At 63.6% G+C, this 15,402-nt stretch carries 10 protein-coding genes; 5 read left to right on the top strand and 5 right to left on the bottom strand.

All coding sequences use genetic code 11. The features are described from left to right. Positions 1-55 precede the first annotated feature (55 nt). Together M8997_RS15710 and pbpC are read left to right on the top strand one after the other, a co-directional pair. The gene (locus M8997_RS15710) at positions 56-5,506 is read left to right on the top strand and encodes an alpha-2-macroglobulin family protein (protein ID WP_250015457.1); all 5,451 of its coding nucleotides are present in this window, start codon (positions 56-58) and stop codon (positions 5,504-5,506) included. An 8-nt stretch (positions 5,507-5,514) separates the two neighbouring features. Next, complete coding sequence (pbpC, locus tag M8997_RS15705; protein WP_371929590.1) at positions 5,515-7,599, top strand: penicillin-binding protein 1C; 2,085 nt, start codon at positions 5,515-5,517, stop codon at positions 7,597-7,599. 71 nt (positions 7,600-7,670) lie between these two features. On the opposite strand, the gene M8997_RS15700 is transcribed toward pbpC, so the two are convergent. The 4 genes from M8997_RS15700 to M8997_RS15685 form a co-directional block, all read right to left on the bottom strand. Further along, on the bottom strand, positions 7,671-8,006 hold the full coding sequence (locus M8997_RS15700; protein WP_250015114.1) for an RcnB family protein: 336 nt from the start codon (positions 8,004-8,006) through the stop codon (positions 7,671-7,673). A 161-nt stretch (positions 8,007-8,167) separates the two neighbouring features. Continuing rightward, positions 8,168-9,424, bottom strand: a complete 1,257-nt coding sequence (locus M8997_RS15695) for a D-amino acid dehydrogenase (RefSeq protein ID WP_250015113.1) — start codon at positions 9,422-9,424, stop codon at positions 8,168-8,170. Positions 9,425-9,695: 271 nt separating this feature from the next. Further along, positions 9,696-9,890 carry a hypothetical protein gene (locus M8997_RS15690; RefSeq protein WP_250015111.1) on the bottom strand — a complete coding sequence of 65 codons (195 nt, stop codon included), beginning with the start codon at positions 9,888-9,890 and terminating at the stop codon, positions 9,696-9,698. Between the two features lie 294 nt (positions 9,891-10,184). Then, positions 10,185-10,373, bottom strand: coding sequence for a hypothetical protein (locus tag M8997_RS15685; RefSeq protein WP_250015109.1), 189 nt, complete (start codon positions 10,371-10,373; stop codon positions 10,185-10,187). Between the two features lie 188 nt (positions 10,374-10,561). Here M8997_RS15685 and M8997_RS15680 point away from each other — a divergent pair, with 188 nt between their 5' ends. The 3 genes from M8997_RS15680 to M8997_RS15670 all read left to right on the top strand — a co-directional run bounded on the left by M8997_RS15680 (position 10,562) and on the right by M8997_RS15670 (position 13,796). Next, positions 10,562-11,494: an NAD-dependent epimerase/dehydratase family protein gene (locus tag M8997_RS15680; RefSeq protein ID WP_250015107.1), complete on the top strand. Its 933-nt coding sequence runs from the start codon at positions 10,562-10,564 to the stop codon at positions 11,492-11,494. Positions 11,495-11,626: 132 nt separating this feature from the next. Then, positions 11,627-13,099, top strand: coding sequence for a Ppx/GppA family phosphatase (locus tag M8997_RS15675; protein ID WP_250015104.1), 1,473 nt, complete (start codon positions 11,627-11,629; stop codon positions 13,097-13,099). After that, positions 13,092-13,796, top strand: coding sequence for an RlmE family RNA methyltransferase (locus tag M8997_RS15670; RefSeq protein ID WP_250015102.1), 705 nt, complete (start codon positions 13,092-13,094; stop codon positions 13,794-13,796). The genes M8997_RS15675 and M8997_RS15670 overlap by 8 nt, the downstream gene beginning before the upstream one ends. 9 nt (positions 13,797-13,805) lie before the next feature. Here the strand turns inward: M8997_RS15670 and M8997_RS15665 are convergent, their stop codons facing one another. After that, positions 13,806-15,209, bottom strand: coding sequence for an MFS transporter (locus M8997_RS15665; protein ID WP_250015100.1), 1,404 nt, complete (start codon positions 15,207-15,209; stop codon positions 13,806-13,808). Between the last annotated feature and the right edge of the window lie 193 nt (positions 15,210-15,402).

The following is a 15,402-nucleotide window of genomic DNA, read 5'->3' as shown; positions in this document are numbered from 1 at the left end:
GAAGTTTAAAGAGTGCCCTCCATCAGGTCAGATGCGGTGGGAGGACGACATGTCCATGCGGTCAGCTATACGGTTCGCTGCGGTTATTCTCGGTTATCTTGCATTGTCCGGCCCGATCGGCGCCGCCGAGATAAACAGGGATATCGTAACCACGAAAGACGGCGATTATTTCGGCTTCGATCTTAGAACCGAAGAGGATCTGACGCTCGACCAGTGCGAGACGGTCTGCCTGGCCGACCAGCAATGCAAGGCCTTCACCTACAATCCCAAGGCCAAATGGTGTTTCCTGAAATCGGATTTCAGCCAGCTGCGCCAGACGCCCGGTTCCTTCGCCGGCAAGGTGGTCGAGACCACGGTGGGCGAGCCGGATATCGGCGCACCGCCGCAACTCGCTTTCGTCTCCGATGCGATGCTCCGCGATGCGCGGCAGGTAAAGGCGAACCTCGCCGTGACCAAGGAGCAGGAGGCGATCGGCTTTGCCGGGCTGCTGGCCGCCGCCCGGCGCGAGTTCAACGTGGACAATCCGCAACCGGCGCTGCAAGCCATGATCGGCGCGCTGGCGATAGCTCCCGACAATGCCGACCTCTGGCTTGAAATGGCCCAGATGGGCAACCGCGCCGGCAAGAACAGCTATATGGCCGGGCAGGCGGCGCTCGCCGCCATCAATGCCTATCAATTGACCCGCACCGCCGAAGCCCGCGCCGGCGCATTGGCGGTCATGGCGGAAGCGCTGGAAAACTCGGCCAATTACCGCGCCGCGCTGAACGCCTACAAGGCGAGCCTTGCGCTCGTCGATTCCGGCCCCGTCAAGGTCGCCTATGAGGATTTGAAGGGGCGGCAGGGCTTTCGGGTCACAAATCATACGATCGATGCCGATAGCGCCAATCCGCGCGCCTGCGTCCAGTTCTCCGAGCCCCTCGTCAAGATGGGAACCGATTACGCGCCCTTCGTGACCGTGAATGGTGCCGCGCCGCGGGCCATGGAAGCCAAGGGCAATGAAATATGCGTGGAAGGATTGCAGCATGGCGAGCGTTACAAGCTGGCATTGCGGGCAGGGCTGCCTTCCTCGGTGGGCGAGGCGCTTGAGGGGCAGGTCGATCTCGAAATCTACGTGAAGGATCGCTCGTCGATGGTGCGCTTCACCGGCGACAGCTTCGTGCTGCCGAGCACGGCGCGGCGTGGCATCCCCATCGTCTCCGTGAATACGCAGAGCGCCGATCTCAAGCTTTACCGGATCGGCGATCGCGGTATCGCGCCTTTGCTGACGAGTTCGCAATTCCTGACGCAGGTCGATGGCTACAGCGCACAGCGATTGCAGGACGAGGCGGGCGAACTCGTCTGGCAGGGCAAGATCGACATCCAGTCCGAACTGAACAAGGACGTGGTCACGAGCTTCCCGGTCGACGAAGCGCTGCCCCAGCGCAAGCCCGGCGTCTATGTGCTGACGGCATCCGCGCCGGAGGCAAAGACCGAAGAGTGGGATGCGAAGGCGACGCAATGGTTCGTCGTCTCCGACATCGGCCTTTCGACCTATACCGGCACCGACGGGCTGAATGTCTTCGCACGCTCGCTCGCCTCCGCCCAGCCGCTGATCGGCGTGGAATTGCAACTGCTCGCCAAGAACAACGAGATACTTGGAACCGCCATAACGGATACCGAGGGCAGGGCGACCTTCAATGCCGGGCTGCTGCGCGGCTCCGCCGCCATGGTTCCAGCCGCCATCACGGCCAAGAATGGCGATGCCGATTACGTTTTCCTCGACATGACGAGAGCCGGTTTCGACCTGTCGGATCGGGGCGTGACGGGACGTGCCGCGCCCGGCGCGATCGACATATTGGCATGGACCGAGCGCGGCATCTACCGCGCAGGCGAAACGGTTCACGCTTCGGCGCTGGCGCGCGACAATGCGGCAAACGCCATCGAAAAGCTGCCGCTGACCTTCGTGTTCAAGCGGCCGGACGGCGTCGAGGACCGGCGCATGGTCAGCGATGGCGCGAACCTTGGCGGGCATGCGCTTGCTCTAGCCTTGCAGCCCAATGCCATGCGCGGCACCTGGACGATGCAGATCTTCACCGATCCCAAAGGCACGGCGATCGCGGAAAAGCAGTTCCTCGTCGAGGATTTCGTGCCTGACCGCGTCGAGTTCGATCTCGCCAGCGAGGCGAAGGCAGTGGAGGTGGGGCAGGCGACGCCGGTCACCGTGACCGGCCGCTATCTCTACGGCGCACCCGCCGCCGGTCTGGCGCTGGAAGGCGAGATCGCGCTGAAGCCGACGCGCGAGAATCCGGCCTTCAAAGGCTATTTCTTCGGCCTTGCCGACGAAGAGGCCAGCGAAGACACGCGTATTCCGCTCGATACGCTGCAGGATCTCGACGAACAGGGCCGGAGCACGTTCGACGTGTCGCTTGCCGAGGTTCCATCGACGACGCAGTTCCTCAATGCCAATGTCGTCATTCGCATGCAGGAGGCTGGCGGCCGTGCCGTGGAACGCACGCTCACCCTGCCGGTGAAGCCCGAAACGTCGATGATCGGCATCAGGCCGGAATTTTCCGGGGATCTGAGCGAGAACTCGGTGGCGAAGTTCAATGTCATCGGCATCGACGCCGCCGGGGCGAAGCAGGAGATGAAAGGGCTTTCCTGGAAGCTGATCGGCCTCGAGCGCCGGTATCAATGGTATCGCGACGGCAGTTCGTGGAAATATGAGCCGGTCGTTTCGACGAAGCAGGTCGCCAACGGCAGCATCGACGTTTCGGCCGATGGCGCGGAAATCTCCGTTCCTGTCGGCTGGGGCCGTTTCAGGCTCGAAGTCGAGACATCGCAAGCGGATGGACCCGCGTCCAGCGTCGAGTTCGATGCGGGCTATTATGTCGCCGCTACCTCCACCGAAACTCCTGACGGGCTCGAAATCGCGCTCGACAAGGAGGTTTACGCGCCGGGCGATACGGCGAAACTGAAGGTCTCGTCGCGCTTCGCCGGCGAACTCCTCGTTACGGTGGGCGCCGAGACGCTGTTGGCGACGACGCGCGCGACCATCGGCGCGGAGGGCGGCGAAGTGGAACTGCCCGTATCCGGCGATTGGGGTGCGGGCGCCTATGTCACCGCGACGCTGTTCCGGCCGGGCGACGCCCAGGAATCGCGCATGCCCATGCGCGCCATCGGCATCAAATGGCTGTCGATCAATGCCGGCGACCGCAAGCTTAATGTTGCGCTCGATGCTCCGCAGAAGACCGAGCCGCGCAAGCCGCTCGATGTCGCCTTGCAGGTGACCGGGGCTGGCGCGGGCGAGGATGCCTATGTCACCCTCGCGGCCGTCGATGTCGGCATTCTCAACCTGACGCGCTACGAGGCGCCCGATCCCGATGGCTGGTACTTCGGCCAGAGGCAGCTCGGCATGGAGATCCGGGATCTCTACGGGCGGCTGATCGATGGTTCGCAAGGCGCGACCGGCAAGCTTCGAACCGGCGGTGACGGCGCCCAGATGCCCATGCAGGGCAATCCGCCGACGGAAAAGCTGATCGCCTTTTTCTCCGGACCGGTGAAGCTCGATGCGGAAGGCAAGGCGCGGGTAAGCTTCGACGTACCGCAATTCAACGGCACCGCCCGGCTGATGGCCGTTGCCTGGTCGAAGACCGGTGTCGGTCACGCGGTCGAGGACGTCGTCGTCCGCGATCCGATCGTCGTCACCGCCAGCGTTCCGAAGTTCCTGGCGCCGAAGGACCAGGCATCGGTGCGCTTCGACATAGCCAATACCGATGCTCCGGCGGGCGATTACCAGTTGCAGGTCGCCGGCAATGCCGCAGTGTCCGTCGATCAGGCCAGTTCGTCCCGCACGGTCAATCTCCCCGTCGGCGGCAAGGCCGATGTCATCCTGCCGATCAGCGGCAATATCCCCGGCGACGGCGCGGTCACGGTGAAGCTCACCAATGCCAGCGGCCTGTCGCTGGAGCAGACATTAAACATCCCCGTCCGCCCGGCAACCTTGCCGATGGCGGAGCGCAAGCTGATCACGATTGCGCCCAACACCGCGCTGAAGCTCGATGGCGAGCTTCTGGCCGGCAGCATCTTGCAAGGGGCGTCGGTCAGCCTCAACGTCACGCGGTCGGCGGCCTTCGATATTCCCGGCCTGCTGATGACGCTGGACCGCTATCCCTATGGGTGCGCGGAACAGACGACGAGCCGCGCCTTGCCGCTGCTCTATATGAGCGAACTCGCGAAGAAATCCGGCATTGCAGAGGATGGGGAGGTGCAAAAGCGCGTCCAGGAAGCGATCTACCGGGTGCTCGCCTACCAGTCCTCGTCGGGGAGCTTCGGGCTGTGGCGGCCGGGCACCGGAGATTTGTGGCTGGACGCCTATGTCACCGATTTCCTCACCCGCGCCAGGGAGCAGAAATATGACGTGCCCGAAGCCTCGCTCGTCCAGGCACTGGAGAATCTGCAGAACGCCGTCGGCTATGACGTGAACATAAAGGATCAGGGCAACGAGATCGCCTATGCGCTCTACGTGCTTGCCCGCAACCGCAAGGCGGCGATCAGCGACCTGCGCTATTATACGGACACGAAGCTGGCGGAGTTTCCAACCCCGCTTGCCCGCGCCCATCTGGCGGCGGCCCTGTCGCTTTATGGCGATGTCCAGCGCGCCCAGAGCATCTTCACCGATGCGCTGCAGCAATCGAGCCTTGTGCAGAATGTCAGCCTCGTGCGCTCGGATTATGGTTCTTCCCTGCGCGACGATGCAGCGGTGCTGGCGCTGGCGGCGGAAAGCCGTCCCGTCCCGCCGATCATTCCGCAGCTCTCCAGGATCGTCGCGGAGAAATGGCAGGCCAAGCGCTATACGAGCACGCAGGAGCAGACATGGATGCTGCTTGCCGCCCGCGCGATCCAGGAGGGCGACGACACGATCCGGCTCGATGTGAACGGCACCGCGCACAGCGGCGGCTATGTCTCGCGCGTATCGGGAGACGAACTGCTGGCATCGCCCGTCACCGTCACCAATACGACGGCGGAACCGCTGTCGGCGATCGTCACCAGCGTTGCATCGCCGGTGCAGCCGCTGCCCGCCGGCGGCGATGGCTTCACCATACAGCGGACCTATTACACGCTCGACGGCCAGGAAGCGAACGTGACGGAGGCCCGGCAGAACGAGCGCTATGTGGTCGTGATCAAGGTGACGGAGAACAATCAATGGCCGTCGCGGGTGCTGGTGAGCGATCTGCTGCCTGCCGGTTTCGAGATCGACAATCCCGGCCTCGTCAACAGCGCCAACCTTTCCAATTTCGACTGGATCGGCGAAGTGCAGGCCGCCCATACGGAATTCCGCAACGACCGGTTCGTGGCCGCGTTCGACCGGGTGGCGAAAGACAATGACGACATCACCCTTGCCTATGTCGTCCGCGCGGTGACGCCGGGCCGGTACAGCCATCCCGCCGCCAGCGTCGAAGACATGTATCGCCCGCAATTCTCGGCAAGGACGGCAACCGGCTTCATGGAGGTCACGGCGGCACGATAATGTGGTCCATGCGCAAAATCTGCCTCTGTGTTTCGGCCAATCTCGTGCTGGCCGCGACGCTCGCCTTTGGCCTTGATGCGGCGGACCGGGCCTTTCCGCCGCCGCTGCAAAAGGCCGGCGACGTATCGAACGAAGTGAAGGATGCGGATGGCCGCCTGTTGCGCGCCTTTGCGGCGTCCGATGGCCGCTGGCGGCTTGCGACGACCGCGGCGGCAGTGGATCCGAGGTTCATCGACATGCTTGTCGCCTATGAGGACAGGCGCTTCTGGAGGCATGGCGGCATCGACCCGCTGGCGCTGGCGCGGGCCGCGTTCCAGCTGGCGAGCCATGGCCGCATCGTCTCCGGCGGGTCCACGCTGTCGATGCAGGTGGCGCGGCTGATCGAACCGCGCGAAGGCCGCTCCATCGGCGCCAAGCTTCGCCAGATGGTTCGCGCGTTGCAGATCGAGCGGCGACGGTCCAAGTCGCAGATCATCGACGCCTATCTGACGCTTGCGCCCTATGGCGGCAATCTCGAAGGTGTCCGCGCCGCGAGCCTTGCCTATCTTGGCAAGGAGCCGCGCCGGCTGAGTGCAGCCGATGCCGCGCTTCTCGTTGCTTTGCCACAGCTTCCCGAAAGGCGGCGGCCGGACCGCAACCGCGAAAATGCGCAGGCTGCCCGCGACCGCGTGCTCGGCCGGCTTGCGGCAACGCGCGTGATAGAGGCTGACGAGGCCGACCGGGCACGGCGCGTCGCCGTCGCGTCGGTTCGCCGGCAGTTGCCCGCCCTTGCCGCCCATCTTGCCGAAGCTGCGGTGAAGCGCGCGCCGGCCAGCCGCGTGCATGGCACCACCATCCGCCTGGACATCCAGCAAGGACTGGAACAGGTCGCACGCGAAGCAGCGATGCACCTCGATCCCAAGGTGTCCGTCGCAATGGTCATGGCGGATATCCGCACCGGCGAGATCGTCGGGGAAGTCGGTTCGGCCGATTATTTCGATGCGGGCCGGTCGGGCTGGATCGACATGACACGCATCAACCGTTCACCCGGCTCGACATTGAAACCGTTCATCTATGGCCTCGCCTTCGAGGATGGCATGGTGAGCCAGGAGACGATCATCGAGGACCGGCCATCGGATTTCTTCGGTTATCGGCCACGGAATTTCGACATGAGCTACCAGGGCGATGTCAGCGTCCGCCAGGCGCTGCAATTGTCGTTGAATGTGCCGGCGGTCCGGTTGCTCGACACGGTGGGCCCGGCCCGGCTGATGATGCGTTTCCGGCGCGCGGAAGTCCGCCCGGTCCTGCCGCGCGACGAGGCGCCGGGGCTTGCCATCGGCCTTGGCGGCGTCGGCATGACGCTGAAGGACCTGGTGCAGCTCTATGCCGGTCTTGCCAACAGGGGCAGGGCGGTGGAACTCGGCGATGGCGTGAGGGATCAGCCGCGCATCGTCGAAGGCCAGCCGCTGCTGGATGAAGTGGCGGCCTGGCATGTCTCCGACATTCTCGCCGGCGTGATGCCGCCGCTTGGCGCGAGCCGCCGCATGCTGGCCTACAAGACGGGCACGAGCTATGGCTATCGCGATGCCTGGTCCGTCGGCTTCGACGGCTCCCATGTTCTGGGCGTCTGGGTCGGGCGTGCCGATAATGGCGCCGTCCCGGGCATAACCGGGTTTGGCACGGCCGCACCCATCCTGTTCGAGGCGTTCGCCAAGTCAGGCGTGGCGGCAACGCCGCTGCCATCGGCGCCGGCCGGTGCGGTGCGCCTGTCGCAGGCGCAGTTGCCGATCAGCCAGCGGCGCTTTTCCACCAGTCCGAACGGGCTGCCGGTCGCCATTGCCCGGGAGCCCGCGCCGCAAATCGTCTATCCGCCGGAAGGTGCCCGTGTCGAACTTGGCGCGGCAAGCGGCGAAGCTGCGAGCCCGCTGATGCTGAAATTGCAGGGCGGCAGGGCGCCGTTCCGCTGGCTCGCAAATGGCAGGCCGCTGCCGCAGGCCTCGCGCCGCCGCACCAATCAATGGGTGCCGGACGGCAGCGGCTTTTCGACCATCACCGTCATCGATGCCGCGGGCCGTGCGGCGAGCGTGCGCGTATTCATCGACCAGGGGCTTTGATCAGGGCTTTGAAAATTCAAGGCGGCGGCCGCTCGGGCCACCGCCTTTTTCATACGATTGTCCAGCAGTTCTCAGCGCGCCTGGACCAAAGCGGAGATCAGGCCCGACGTAATGCCGATGAGAACGTAATCATTGTCGGCGCGAACCCACTGGTAACCCCGTGGCGGTGCCTTCAGGTGATGGCGATGGTAGTCGCGCACGACGTTGCGGCGGTAGTGCGACGGGAGCTTGTGCCCGCGCGACCAGCGCGTCTTCTTGACCACGACCTTCTTGGTCACGATCCGCTTCTTGACCACGCGTTCCTGCTGATGGCCATAATGCCGTCCGCTGTCGTGCCGTTGCTGGGCGAAGGCGACGGGCGTCGCGGCCAGTGAAAGGGCGATCGCCACAAGAGCAATTTTCTTCATTTTCGTTTCCTCGTTGGTGGCATGGCCGGGGAGGAAGGCCATGGTGCAAAGCACGCCTAAGTTGTAGGCCTTGGGAAATGAACGAAAACTGAATGAAAACCTAAACAATTTGTAATGAATCCGGCAAGTTAGCGGCTGCCGGGGACAGCCGCCAACCGCCGTCACATATAGCGGGCGATGCTCAGCGCCGAGGGATCGACATCGGGCGATTTGCCGGAGACGAGGTCCGACAGGACGCGGGCCGAGCCGCAGGACATGGTCCAGCCGAGCGTCCCATGTCCCGTATTGAGGTAGAGGTTGGAATATCTGGTGCCGCCACCGATGATGGGCGGGCCGTCCGGCGTCATCGGGCGAAGACCGGTCCAGAAACTCGCCTTGGACAGGTCGCCGCCATTGGGGAACAGATCGCCGACCGAATGGACGAGCGTGCCGCGCCGTGCCTCGCGCAAGGTCAGGTCGAAGCCCGATATCTCGGCCGTGCCGCCCGCGCGGATGCGATCGCCGAGCCGGGTGATCGCTACCTTGTAGGTCTCGTCCATGACGGTGGAGACGGGCGCGCCTTCCGGATCGCTGATCGGGACGGTGATGGAATAGCCCTTCACCGGATAGACCGGAATGTAGACGCCGATCCGGCGCAGCAGGAACGGCGAATAGCTGCCGAAAGCCATGACATAGGCATCGGCGGTGAGTTCTTCATTGTCGGTCGACACGCTGGCAATGCGGCTGCCGCTGGTGTTGATGGAGTTGATCGTCGTATTGAACAGGAATTTGACGCCGGCTTCGGCGCAACGCGCTGCCAGCTTCTCCGTGAAGATCTGGCAATCGCCGGTTTCGTCGCCCGGAAGGCGCAGTCCGCCGACGAACTTGCCCTTCACATTGGCCAATGCCGGTTCGGCCGTGATGCAGCCGTCCGCATCGAGAAGCTCATAGGGCACGCCGAACTGCTTGAGGACGTTGATGTCGCCGGCGGTGCCTTCATACTGTTTCTGGTCGCGGAAGAGCTGAAGCGTGCCGAGCGCCCGCTCATCATAGGCAATGCCCGTTTCGGCGCGCAGGGCCTTCAGCGTATCGCGGCTATATTCGGCGATCGGCACCATGCGGGCCTTGTTGCGCGCATAGCGTGCATTGGTGCAGTTGCGCAGCATCTTGACGAGCCACAGCGCCATGTAGGGATCGAGCTTCGGCCGCACCACCAGGGGACCGAAATGCATCAACATCCACTTGATGGCCTTTAGCGGAATGCCCGGTCCGGCCCAGGGTGAGGAATAGCCGGGCGAAATCTCGCCGGCATTGGCAAAGCTCGTCTCCCGTGCGGGTCCTGGCTGACGATCGACGACGGTGACCTCATGGCCGGCCTGCGTCAAATACCATGCGGATGTAACGCCAACGACGCCACTACCCAGAACCAGAACCTTCATCGGGGGAGACTCCTTCAAAGAAAACGGCCTTTGCCATCGGCGCCGTCGGGGAGCATCTTGGAGTGGCGCGCGGCTTCTTTCCAGAGCAATCTTGCCACTGCGCGCAAATGACCGACAGCCGATAAAACAAAAGGCCGGGAAAACCCGACCTTCCTTTCATTCTCGGCAGTGCCAGTACATCCGTGGTCAAAGCCGGAACGAGAACTTCAGCATGATGCTGTGTTGAACCTGATATGGGGTGCGTCTTGCGCTTTTCAAGCCGGGGAAGCGATTATCTGCGCTCGCCGCGCCCGGGCTTCCAGCCGCGGGCAAAGCCATAGGACATGGCGAGGGAGGCATATTCGATCTCCCGCAGCAGATAATCCCGCTCTGCCAAAAGGGCTGCGACCGTGGCTCTGGCATCGCCCTGATGATAGGCAAGGGCTTCATCTATCTCGTCTTCGGGCTGTCTCGATATGGCGTTCATCAGGACTCTCCTTTCGGGATAAGAGTGCCATAGCGCGCGAAGCTTGAAAAGAGTTTTGTTCTACTTTTGTTCTAGTTTGATGATGGCGGCTGAAAGCGGCAGGCCGGCATGGGCAACGGCTCATTGCCGCCCTGCCAGCTGCCGCGGCCTATGGGTTCAGCATGAACAGAAGCGTCAGAAACACGGCGAAGATGGCCAGGTTCATCCAGAAATTCGTCGTTCTCGAATACATTTTCGGCCTCCTGTTGTGCGCCAGCAAGGTCTCGAACATCGGGCCAGTCTATGGCCGAAACATTAAGACTTCCTGCCGAAGCGGCTCATCTCAACGCGGGAGAGGTCGATGGGTTCCGCAGCATCCTGCCGGGGAGTAGGGCGTCCGAAAGTGGCGCCGACGAGCCAGACGATGATGAGAAAGACAATCACGAAGACCGCAAGGACAAACAGATGCACCCATTTATTGGGCTGGGGATCGTCATGATACATCTGGTTCGTCTCAAAATTGTTCGGTCCGTGTAATACAACTTATACGTGAATTATCAATCGGAACATCTGTTGGCGGGAGTGCAGGAATGTGCAGACTGAATGCGGCCGCTCGGATATCGTTCCGTGGGGACGAGCCTTGATGATTGGCGCCGGAACGCTTAGGGGTTGGGCTTGAACATGGGGTCATGATGGCACAAACCGTCCTCGTCACCGGCGCAGCCGGCTTTGTCGGAACAGAACTGCTCGAGCATCTGCGCGCCGCGGGCTACGAGCCGATCGCGGCCGTGCGCCATCCGGCGATGCTGGCCGCCGGCAATGTGCCAGCGCGGCAGCTGCCCGCACCCGATGCGGCGCCCGGGGCGTTCCCGGCCTTGTTGCAGGATGTCGATCATGTCGTCCATCTGGCGGCGATCGCCCATACGAGCCTCCCCGGCGCCGAGGCGGCGGCCGCCTATCACGCCGCCAATTACCGGCTGACGGCGGAACTGGCGCGCGCCAGCGCGACGATCCCGGGCAAATTCGTCTTTCTCTCATCCGTTCGGGCGCAGGCCGCGAGCGCGCGCGACGGCATCTTGCGCGAATCGGACGAGCCGAGGCCGACGGATGATTACGGCAGGAGCAAGCTCCAGGCGGAAATGGAGGTCAGGACCGTCCTGCCCCGGAAGCACACCATTCTGCGCCCCGTCGTCGTCTATGGATCGGGGGCCAAGGGCAATATCGCGGCTCTGGCGCGGCTGGCGCGGCTCCCCGTTCCGCTGCCCTTCGCGTCCATCAAGGGCCGTCGCTCGCTATTGGATCGTTCCGCCCTCTGCCGCGCCATATTGCATTGCCTTGGCGAAGGTCGCACCGATGGCGGGACTTTCCTGGTTTCGGACCGCAATCCTGTCACCGTCGCCGACATATTGACAGCGATGCGCGAAGGCCAGGGCAGGGCCCCGGCGCTTTTCCGGCTTCCGCCCGCGCTGTTCGACGTCCTGGCGCGGGCAACGGGACATAGCAGGCAGTGGCAGACGATGAACGGTGATCTCGTCGCGAGCCCGGCGCGCCTCGAGGCCACGGGCTGGGCGGCCACGACGGACACGCTCGCCCGCATCCGGGAGATCGCGCCCGATCTCATCTGACCCGGCGACTCCCGGCAGGTCAATTTGATCGCTTGGATATTCGTCAATCCATGTTACATTAAGGACAACGTTAATTGAGAAAGCGCCTTGCTTGCGTCCTGGATGGTTCGCGCGGCGCCGAAGGAAGAAGTTGTGAAAGACCCCAGGCCCGGCGCGAATTCCGCGCCACATGATGGGGCGTCCGGCAATAGCAGCGTGCCAAACGGCGCGATCGGCCTTGCCGACAAGGATTTGGAGCGGTCGGCCCGTGGCATGGAGCCAGCAAAGGCGAGCGCAACCGAATCCGGAGCAGGACGCTTCGAGGAAAATCGCAAGAAGCGAGCGCGCAGGCGCAAGCGTGGCAAGTCGAAACAGGCTTCCGGCGCTGGCATGTGCGTGCCTGAACAGGCCGTTGCCGTCGCCGCCGAAACCACCAATCCAGCGCCGGCAGCAGCGAAGAAGCGCCGCAGCAATCGTTCGCGCCGCCGTGGCCGCAATGCGGCCGGACATGCGCAGCCGGCGGCACAGCCTGCCGAGCAGCAGGCGCTCACGCAGAGGCTCGATCATGAGCGCCGCCGAAGCGATGACCGCCCGGCGCGCGCGCCGCTCTATGCGGCGCTCGATCTTGGCACCAATAATTGCCGCCTGCTCGTCGCCTCTCCGACAAGACCCGGCCAGTTCCGCGTCATCGACGCATTCTCCCGCATCGTGAGGCTCGGCGAGGGTCTCGGCGCCACCGGCCGGCTCAACGAGAACGCGATGAACCGCGCCATAGAGGCGCTGAAGATATGCCGCGACAAGTTGCACAATCACGATGTGCGCAGGGCCCGCTTGATCGCCACCGAGGCCTGCCGCCAGGCTTCCAATGGTGCGGAGTTCCTCGACCGGGTGAAGCGGGAAACGGGGCTCGACCTCGAGATCATCAACCGGCAGACCGAGGCGCGCCTCGCTGTTTCCGGCTGCGGCACGCTGGTCGAGCGCGAGACGGAAGCGGTCGTCCTCTTCGATATCGGCGGCGGTTCGTCAGAGATCGCGCTGATCGATGTTTCGGAGCGCCGTTCGCCACGATTGGCGGAGCATATCATCGCCTGGACATCGCTGCCGGTCGGTGTCGTCACGCTTGCCGAGCGTTTCGGCGGGCGCGACGTGACCTCCGACAATTTCGCGGTGATGGTGGCGCATGTTTCCGAACTCATCAGCGCGTTCAGCGAGCGCAACAAGCTCGGCGACCTGGTGAAGAGCCGCAATTTCCACCTCCTCGGCACTTCCGGAACAGTGACGACGCTTGCCGGCATCCATCTTGGCCTCGAGCGCTATGATCGGCGCAGGATCGACGGCATCTGGATGGAGAATGACGACGTGACCGAGATGACGAGCAGGCTGCTGTCCTGGAGCTTTGACGAGCGGGTGGCAAATCCCTGCATCGGCGCCGACAGGGCGGATCTTGTTCTTGCGGGCTGCGCCATACTCGATGCCATACGCAATGTCTGGCCGAGCCAGAAGCTGCGCGTGGCGGATCGCGGCCTGCGTGAAGGCATATTGACCGAATTGATGTCGCGTGACGGCGCCTGGCGCAATCGCTGGTTCCGCCCCAATGGCGGAGAAAACAGGGGCACCCATGGCTAAAACCACCACCACCGGCGGACGCGGCGGCGCGGGCACGCGCGGCCTTCACACCAAGGTCAAGAAAAAGGCCGGCACGATCAAGGAATCGTCGCGGCGCTGGCTCGAACGCCACATCAACGATCCCTATGTGCAGCGCTCTAAGGCTGATGGCTATCGCTCGCGCGCGGCTTACAAGCTGATCGAGATCAATGACCGCTACAAGCTCCTGAAGAAAGGGCAGCGCATCATCGATCTTGGCGCGGCGCCGGGCGGCTGGAGCCAGATTGCGGCTTCCATCGTCGGATCGCCGCTGGACGAGCCCACCGTCGTCGGCATCGACTATCTGCCGATCGACCCTCTGCCGGGCGTGACCCTGCTCGAGATGGATTTTCTCGATGACGCCGCCCCAGGCAAACTCATCGAAGCGCTGGGCGGCCAGCCCGATCTCGTCATTTCCGACATGGCGGCGCCGACCACCGGCCATCGCCGCACGGATCATATAAGGACGTCGCATCTCTGCGAGGTCGCCGCCGATTTCGCGGTTTCGGTGCTGCGCCCGGGCGGACACTTCCTGACGAAGACCTTCCAGGGCGGTACGGAAAACGAGGTGCTGACGCTGCTCAAGAAGCATTTCAAGTCTGTCCACCACGTCAAGCCGCCGGCCTCGCGGGCCGAATCGGTGGAGCTCTACCTGCTGGCGCGCGACTTCAAGGGCTGAGCAGCGCTTTCATTCGGCTGCTGCCGTTGCTGCCGGGCGGGTCCGGTGGCCGGAGACTTCCGACCCTGCATCGGGACTAAGGCCCCAGAATGAAATGCAGGCAAGGCTCGATATCGCGGCGACGATGAAGAATGCGACGTGGAAATCCGCCAATTGCAGCGGGCCTCCGTGCATATTGGTCGAGATTTCCAATATTCCGCCGGCGACGGCGACACCGAGCGCAATGGAAATCTGCTGCGCGACGGAGCTGATGGGCGTTGCCTGGCTGGTCTGTTCATTGGGTATTTCCGCATAGGCAAGGGCATTGGTGCCGGTGAAGAACAGCGACCGGAAGAACCCGCCGGCGAGCAGAAGCACGATCATGAGCCAGTACGGCGTGGACGGCGTAAAGAGGCCGTTGACGGCGATGAAGCCCGCGGCGACGACCGAGCCATAGACCAGGGAATTGCGGAAGCCGGTCTTGCGGTAGAACCATTTCGTGACGAGCTTCATGCTCATGGCGCCCGCCGCCGAGACGAATGTGATCAGGCCTGACTGGAACGGCGAAAGGCCAAAGCCGATCTGGAACATCAGCGGCAGCAGGAACGGTACGGCGCCGACGCCGATGCGAAACAGGCTGCCGCCGATGATGGAGGCGCGGAACACCTGGTTTCTGAACAGGTCGAGCGCGAGCAGGGGCTCCGCGGTCCTGCGGGCATGCAGCAGGTATAGCACGGTGGAGACGAGGCCGACGGCAAGCGTGGTGAAGCCGACCCAGCTTGGCAGCGCGGGAAGGCTGACGACGGACAGGCCGAAGACCACGCCCGATGCGGCAATGCCGCTGAGAAAGAAGCCGACAATATCGAGCGGGCGCCGAACAAGGGTTTCGATCGAAGGCAGATAGCGCGTGGCGCACCAGATGCCGATGACGCCGATGGGGACATTGATCAGGAAGATCCAGTGCCAGCTGAAATATGTGGTCAGGAAGCCGCCCACGGGCGGGCCGAGCAGTGGCCCGACCAGTGCCGGCATGGTCAGCCACGCCATGGCGCCGACGAGTTCGCTGCGCGGCGTGGAGCGCACCAGGACAAGGCGCCCGACCGGTGTCATCATGGCGCCGCCGACGCCCTGCAGGAAGCGCGAGACGACGAAGGCGAGCAGCGAGCCAGAAGCCGCGCAGGCGACGGAGCCGGCGACGAAGACGACGATGGCGGCGCGAAAGACGTTCTTCGCCCCGAACCGGTCGGCCATCCAGCCGCTTACCGGGATGAAGACCGCGAGCGAGACCAGATAGGCGGTGAGCGCGAGCTTGAGGGCGATCGGACTGCTGCCGATATCGGCCGCGATCGCCGGAAGCGACGTCGAAATGACGGTCGAATCCATCTGCTCCATGAAAAGGGCAACGGCAAGGACGAGGGGAACGACACGGTTCACGCTGAAATTCCATTTCGCGGTGTATGATCGGGCCGGGCGGCACCGCATCACCATTCAGGATGCGATGCGATTATCACTCGCGCCCTTTCTACTCAAGCGCCGATCAAACAGATGTGATGTACCTGTGCTTGTCTTGGCCCGTGCGGAGTAAGAGACTGCGCCCGGCAAACGAATGAACGCGGCGCTGCAAGCC

It is taken from the genome of Phyllobacterium sp. 21LDTY02-6 (assembly GCF_023554255.2).
In the GTDB taxonomy this organism is placed as follows: domain Bacteria; phylum Pseudomonadota; class Alphaproteobacteria; order Rhizobiales; family Rhizobiaceae; genus Phyllobacterium.
The sequence above is the reverse complement of the archived record's forward strand: the minus strand, read 5'-3'. Positions and strand labels throughout refer to the sequence as shown.

Excerpts from the sequence above, each read along its gene's own strand:
- M8997_RS15710 (WP_250015457.1), top strand. The coding sequence starts at position 56 with ATGCGGTCAGCTATACGGTTCGCTGCGGTTATTCTCGGTTATCTTGCA.
- pbpC (WP_371929590.1), top strand. The coding sequence starts at position 5,515 with ATGCGCAAAATCTGCCTCTGTGTTTCGGCCAATCTCGTGCTGGCCGCG.
- M8997_RS15700 (WP_250015114.1), bottom strand. The coding sequence starts at position 8,006 with ATGAAGAAAATTGCTCTTGTGGCGATCGCCCTTTCACTGGCCGCGACG.
- M8997_RS15695 (WP_250015113.1), bottom strand. The coding sequence starts at position 9,424 with ATGAAGGTTCTGGTTCTGGGTAGTGGCGTCGTTGGCGTTACATCCGCA.
- M8997_RS15690 (WP_250015111.1), bottom strand. The coding sequence starts at position 9,890 with ATGAACGCCATATCGAGACAGCCCGAAGACGAGATAGATGAAGCCCTT.
- M8997_RS15685 (WP_250015109.1), bottom strand. The coding sequence starts at position 10,373 with ATGTATCATGACGATCCCCAGCCCAATAAATGGGTGCATCTGTTTGTC.
- M8997_RS15680 (WP_250015107.1), top strand. The coding sequence starts at position 10,562 with ATGGCACAAACCGTCCTCGTCACCGGCGCAGCCGGCTTTGTCGGAACA.
- M8997_RS15670 (WP_250015102.1), top strand. The coding sequence starts at position 13,092 with ATGGCTAAAACCACCACCACCGGCGGACGCGGCGGCGCGGGCACGCGC.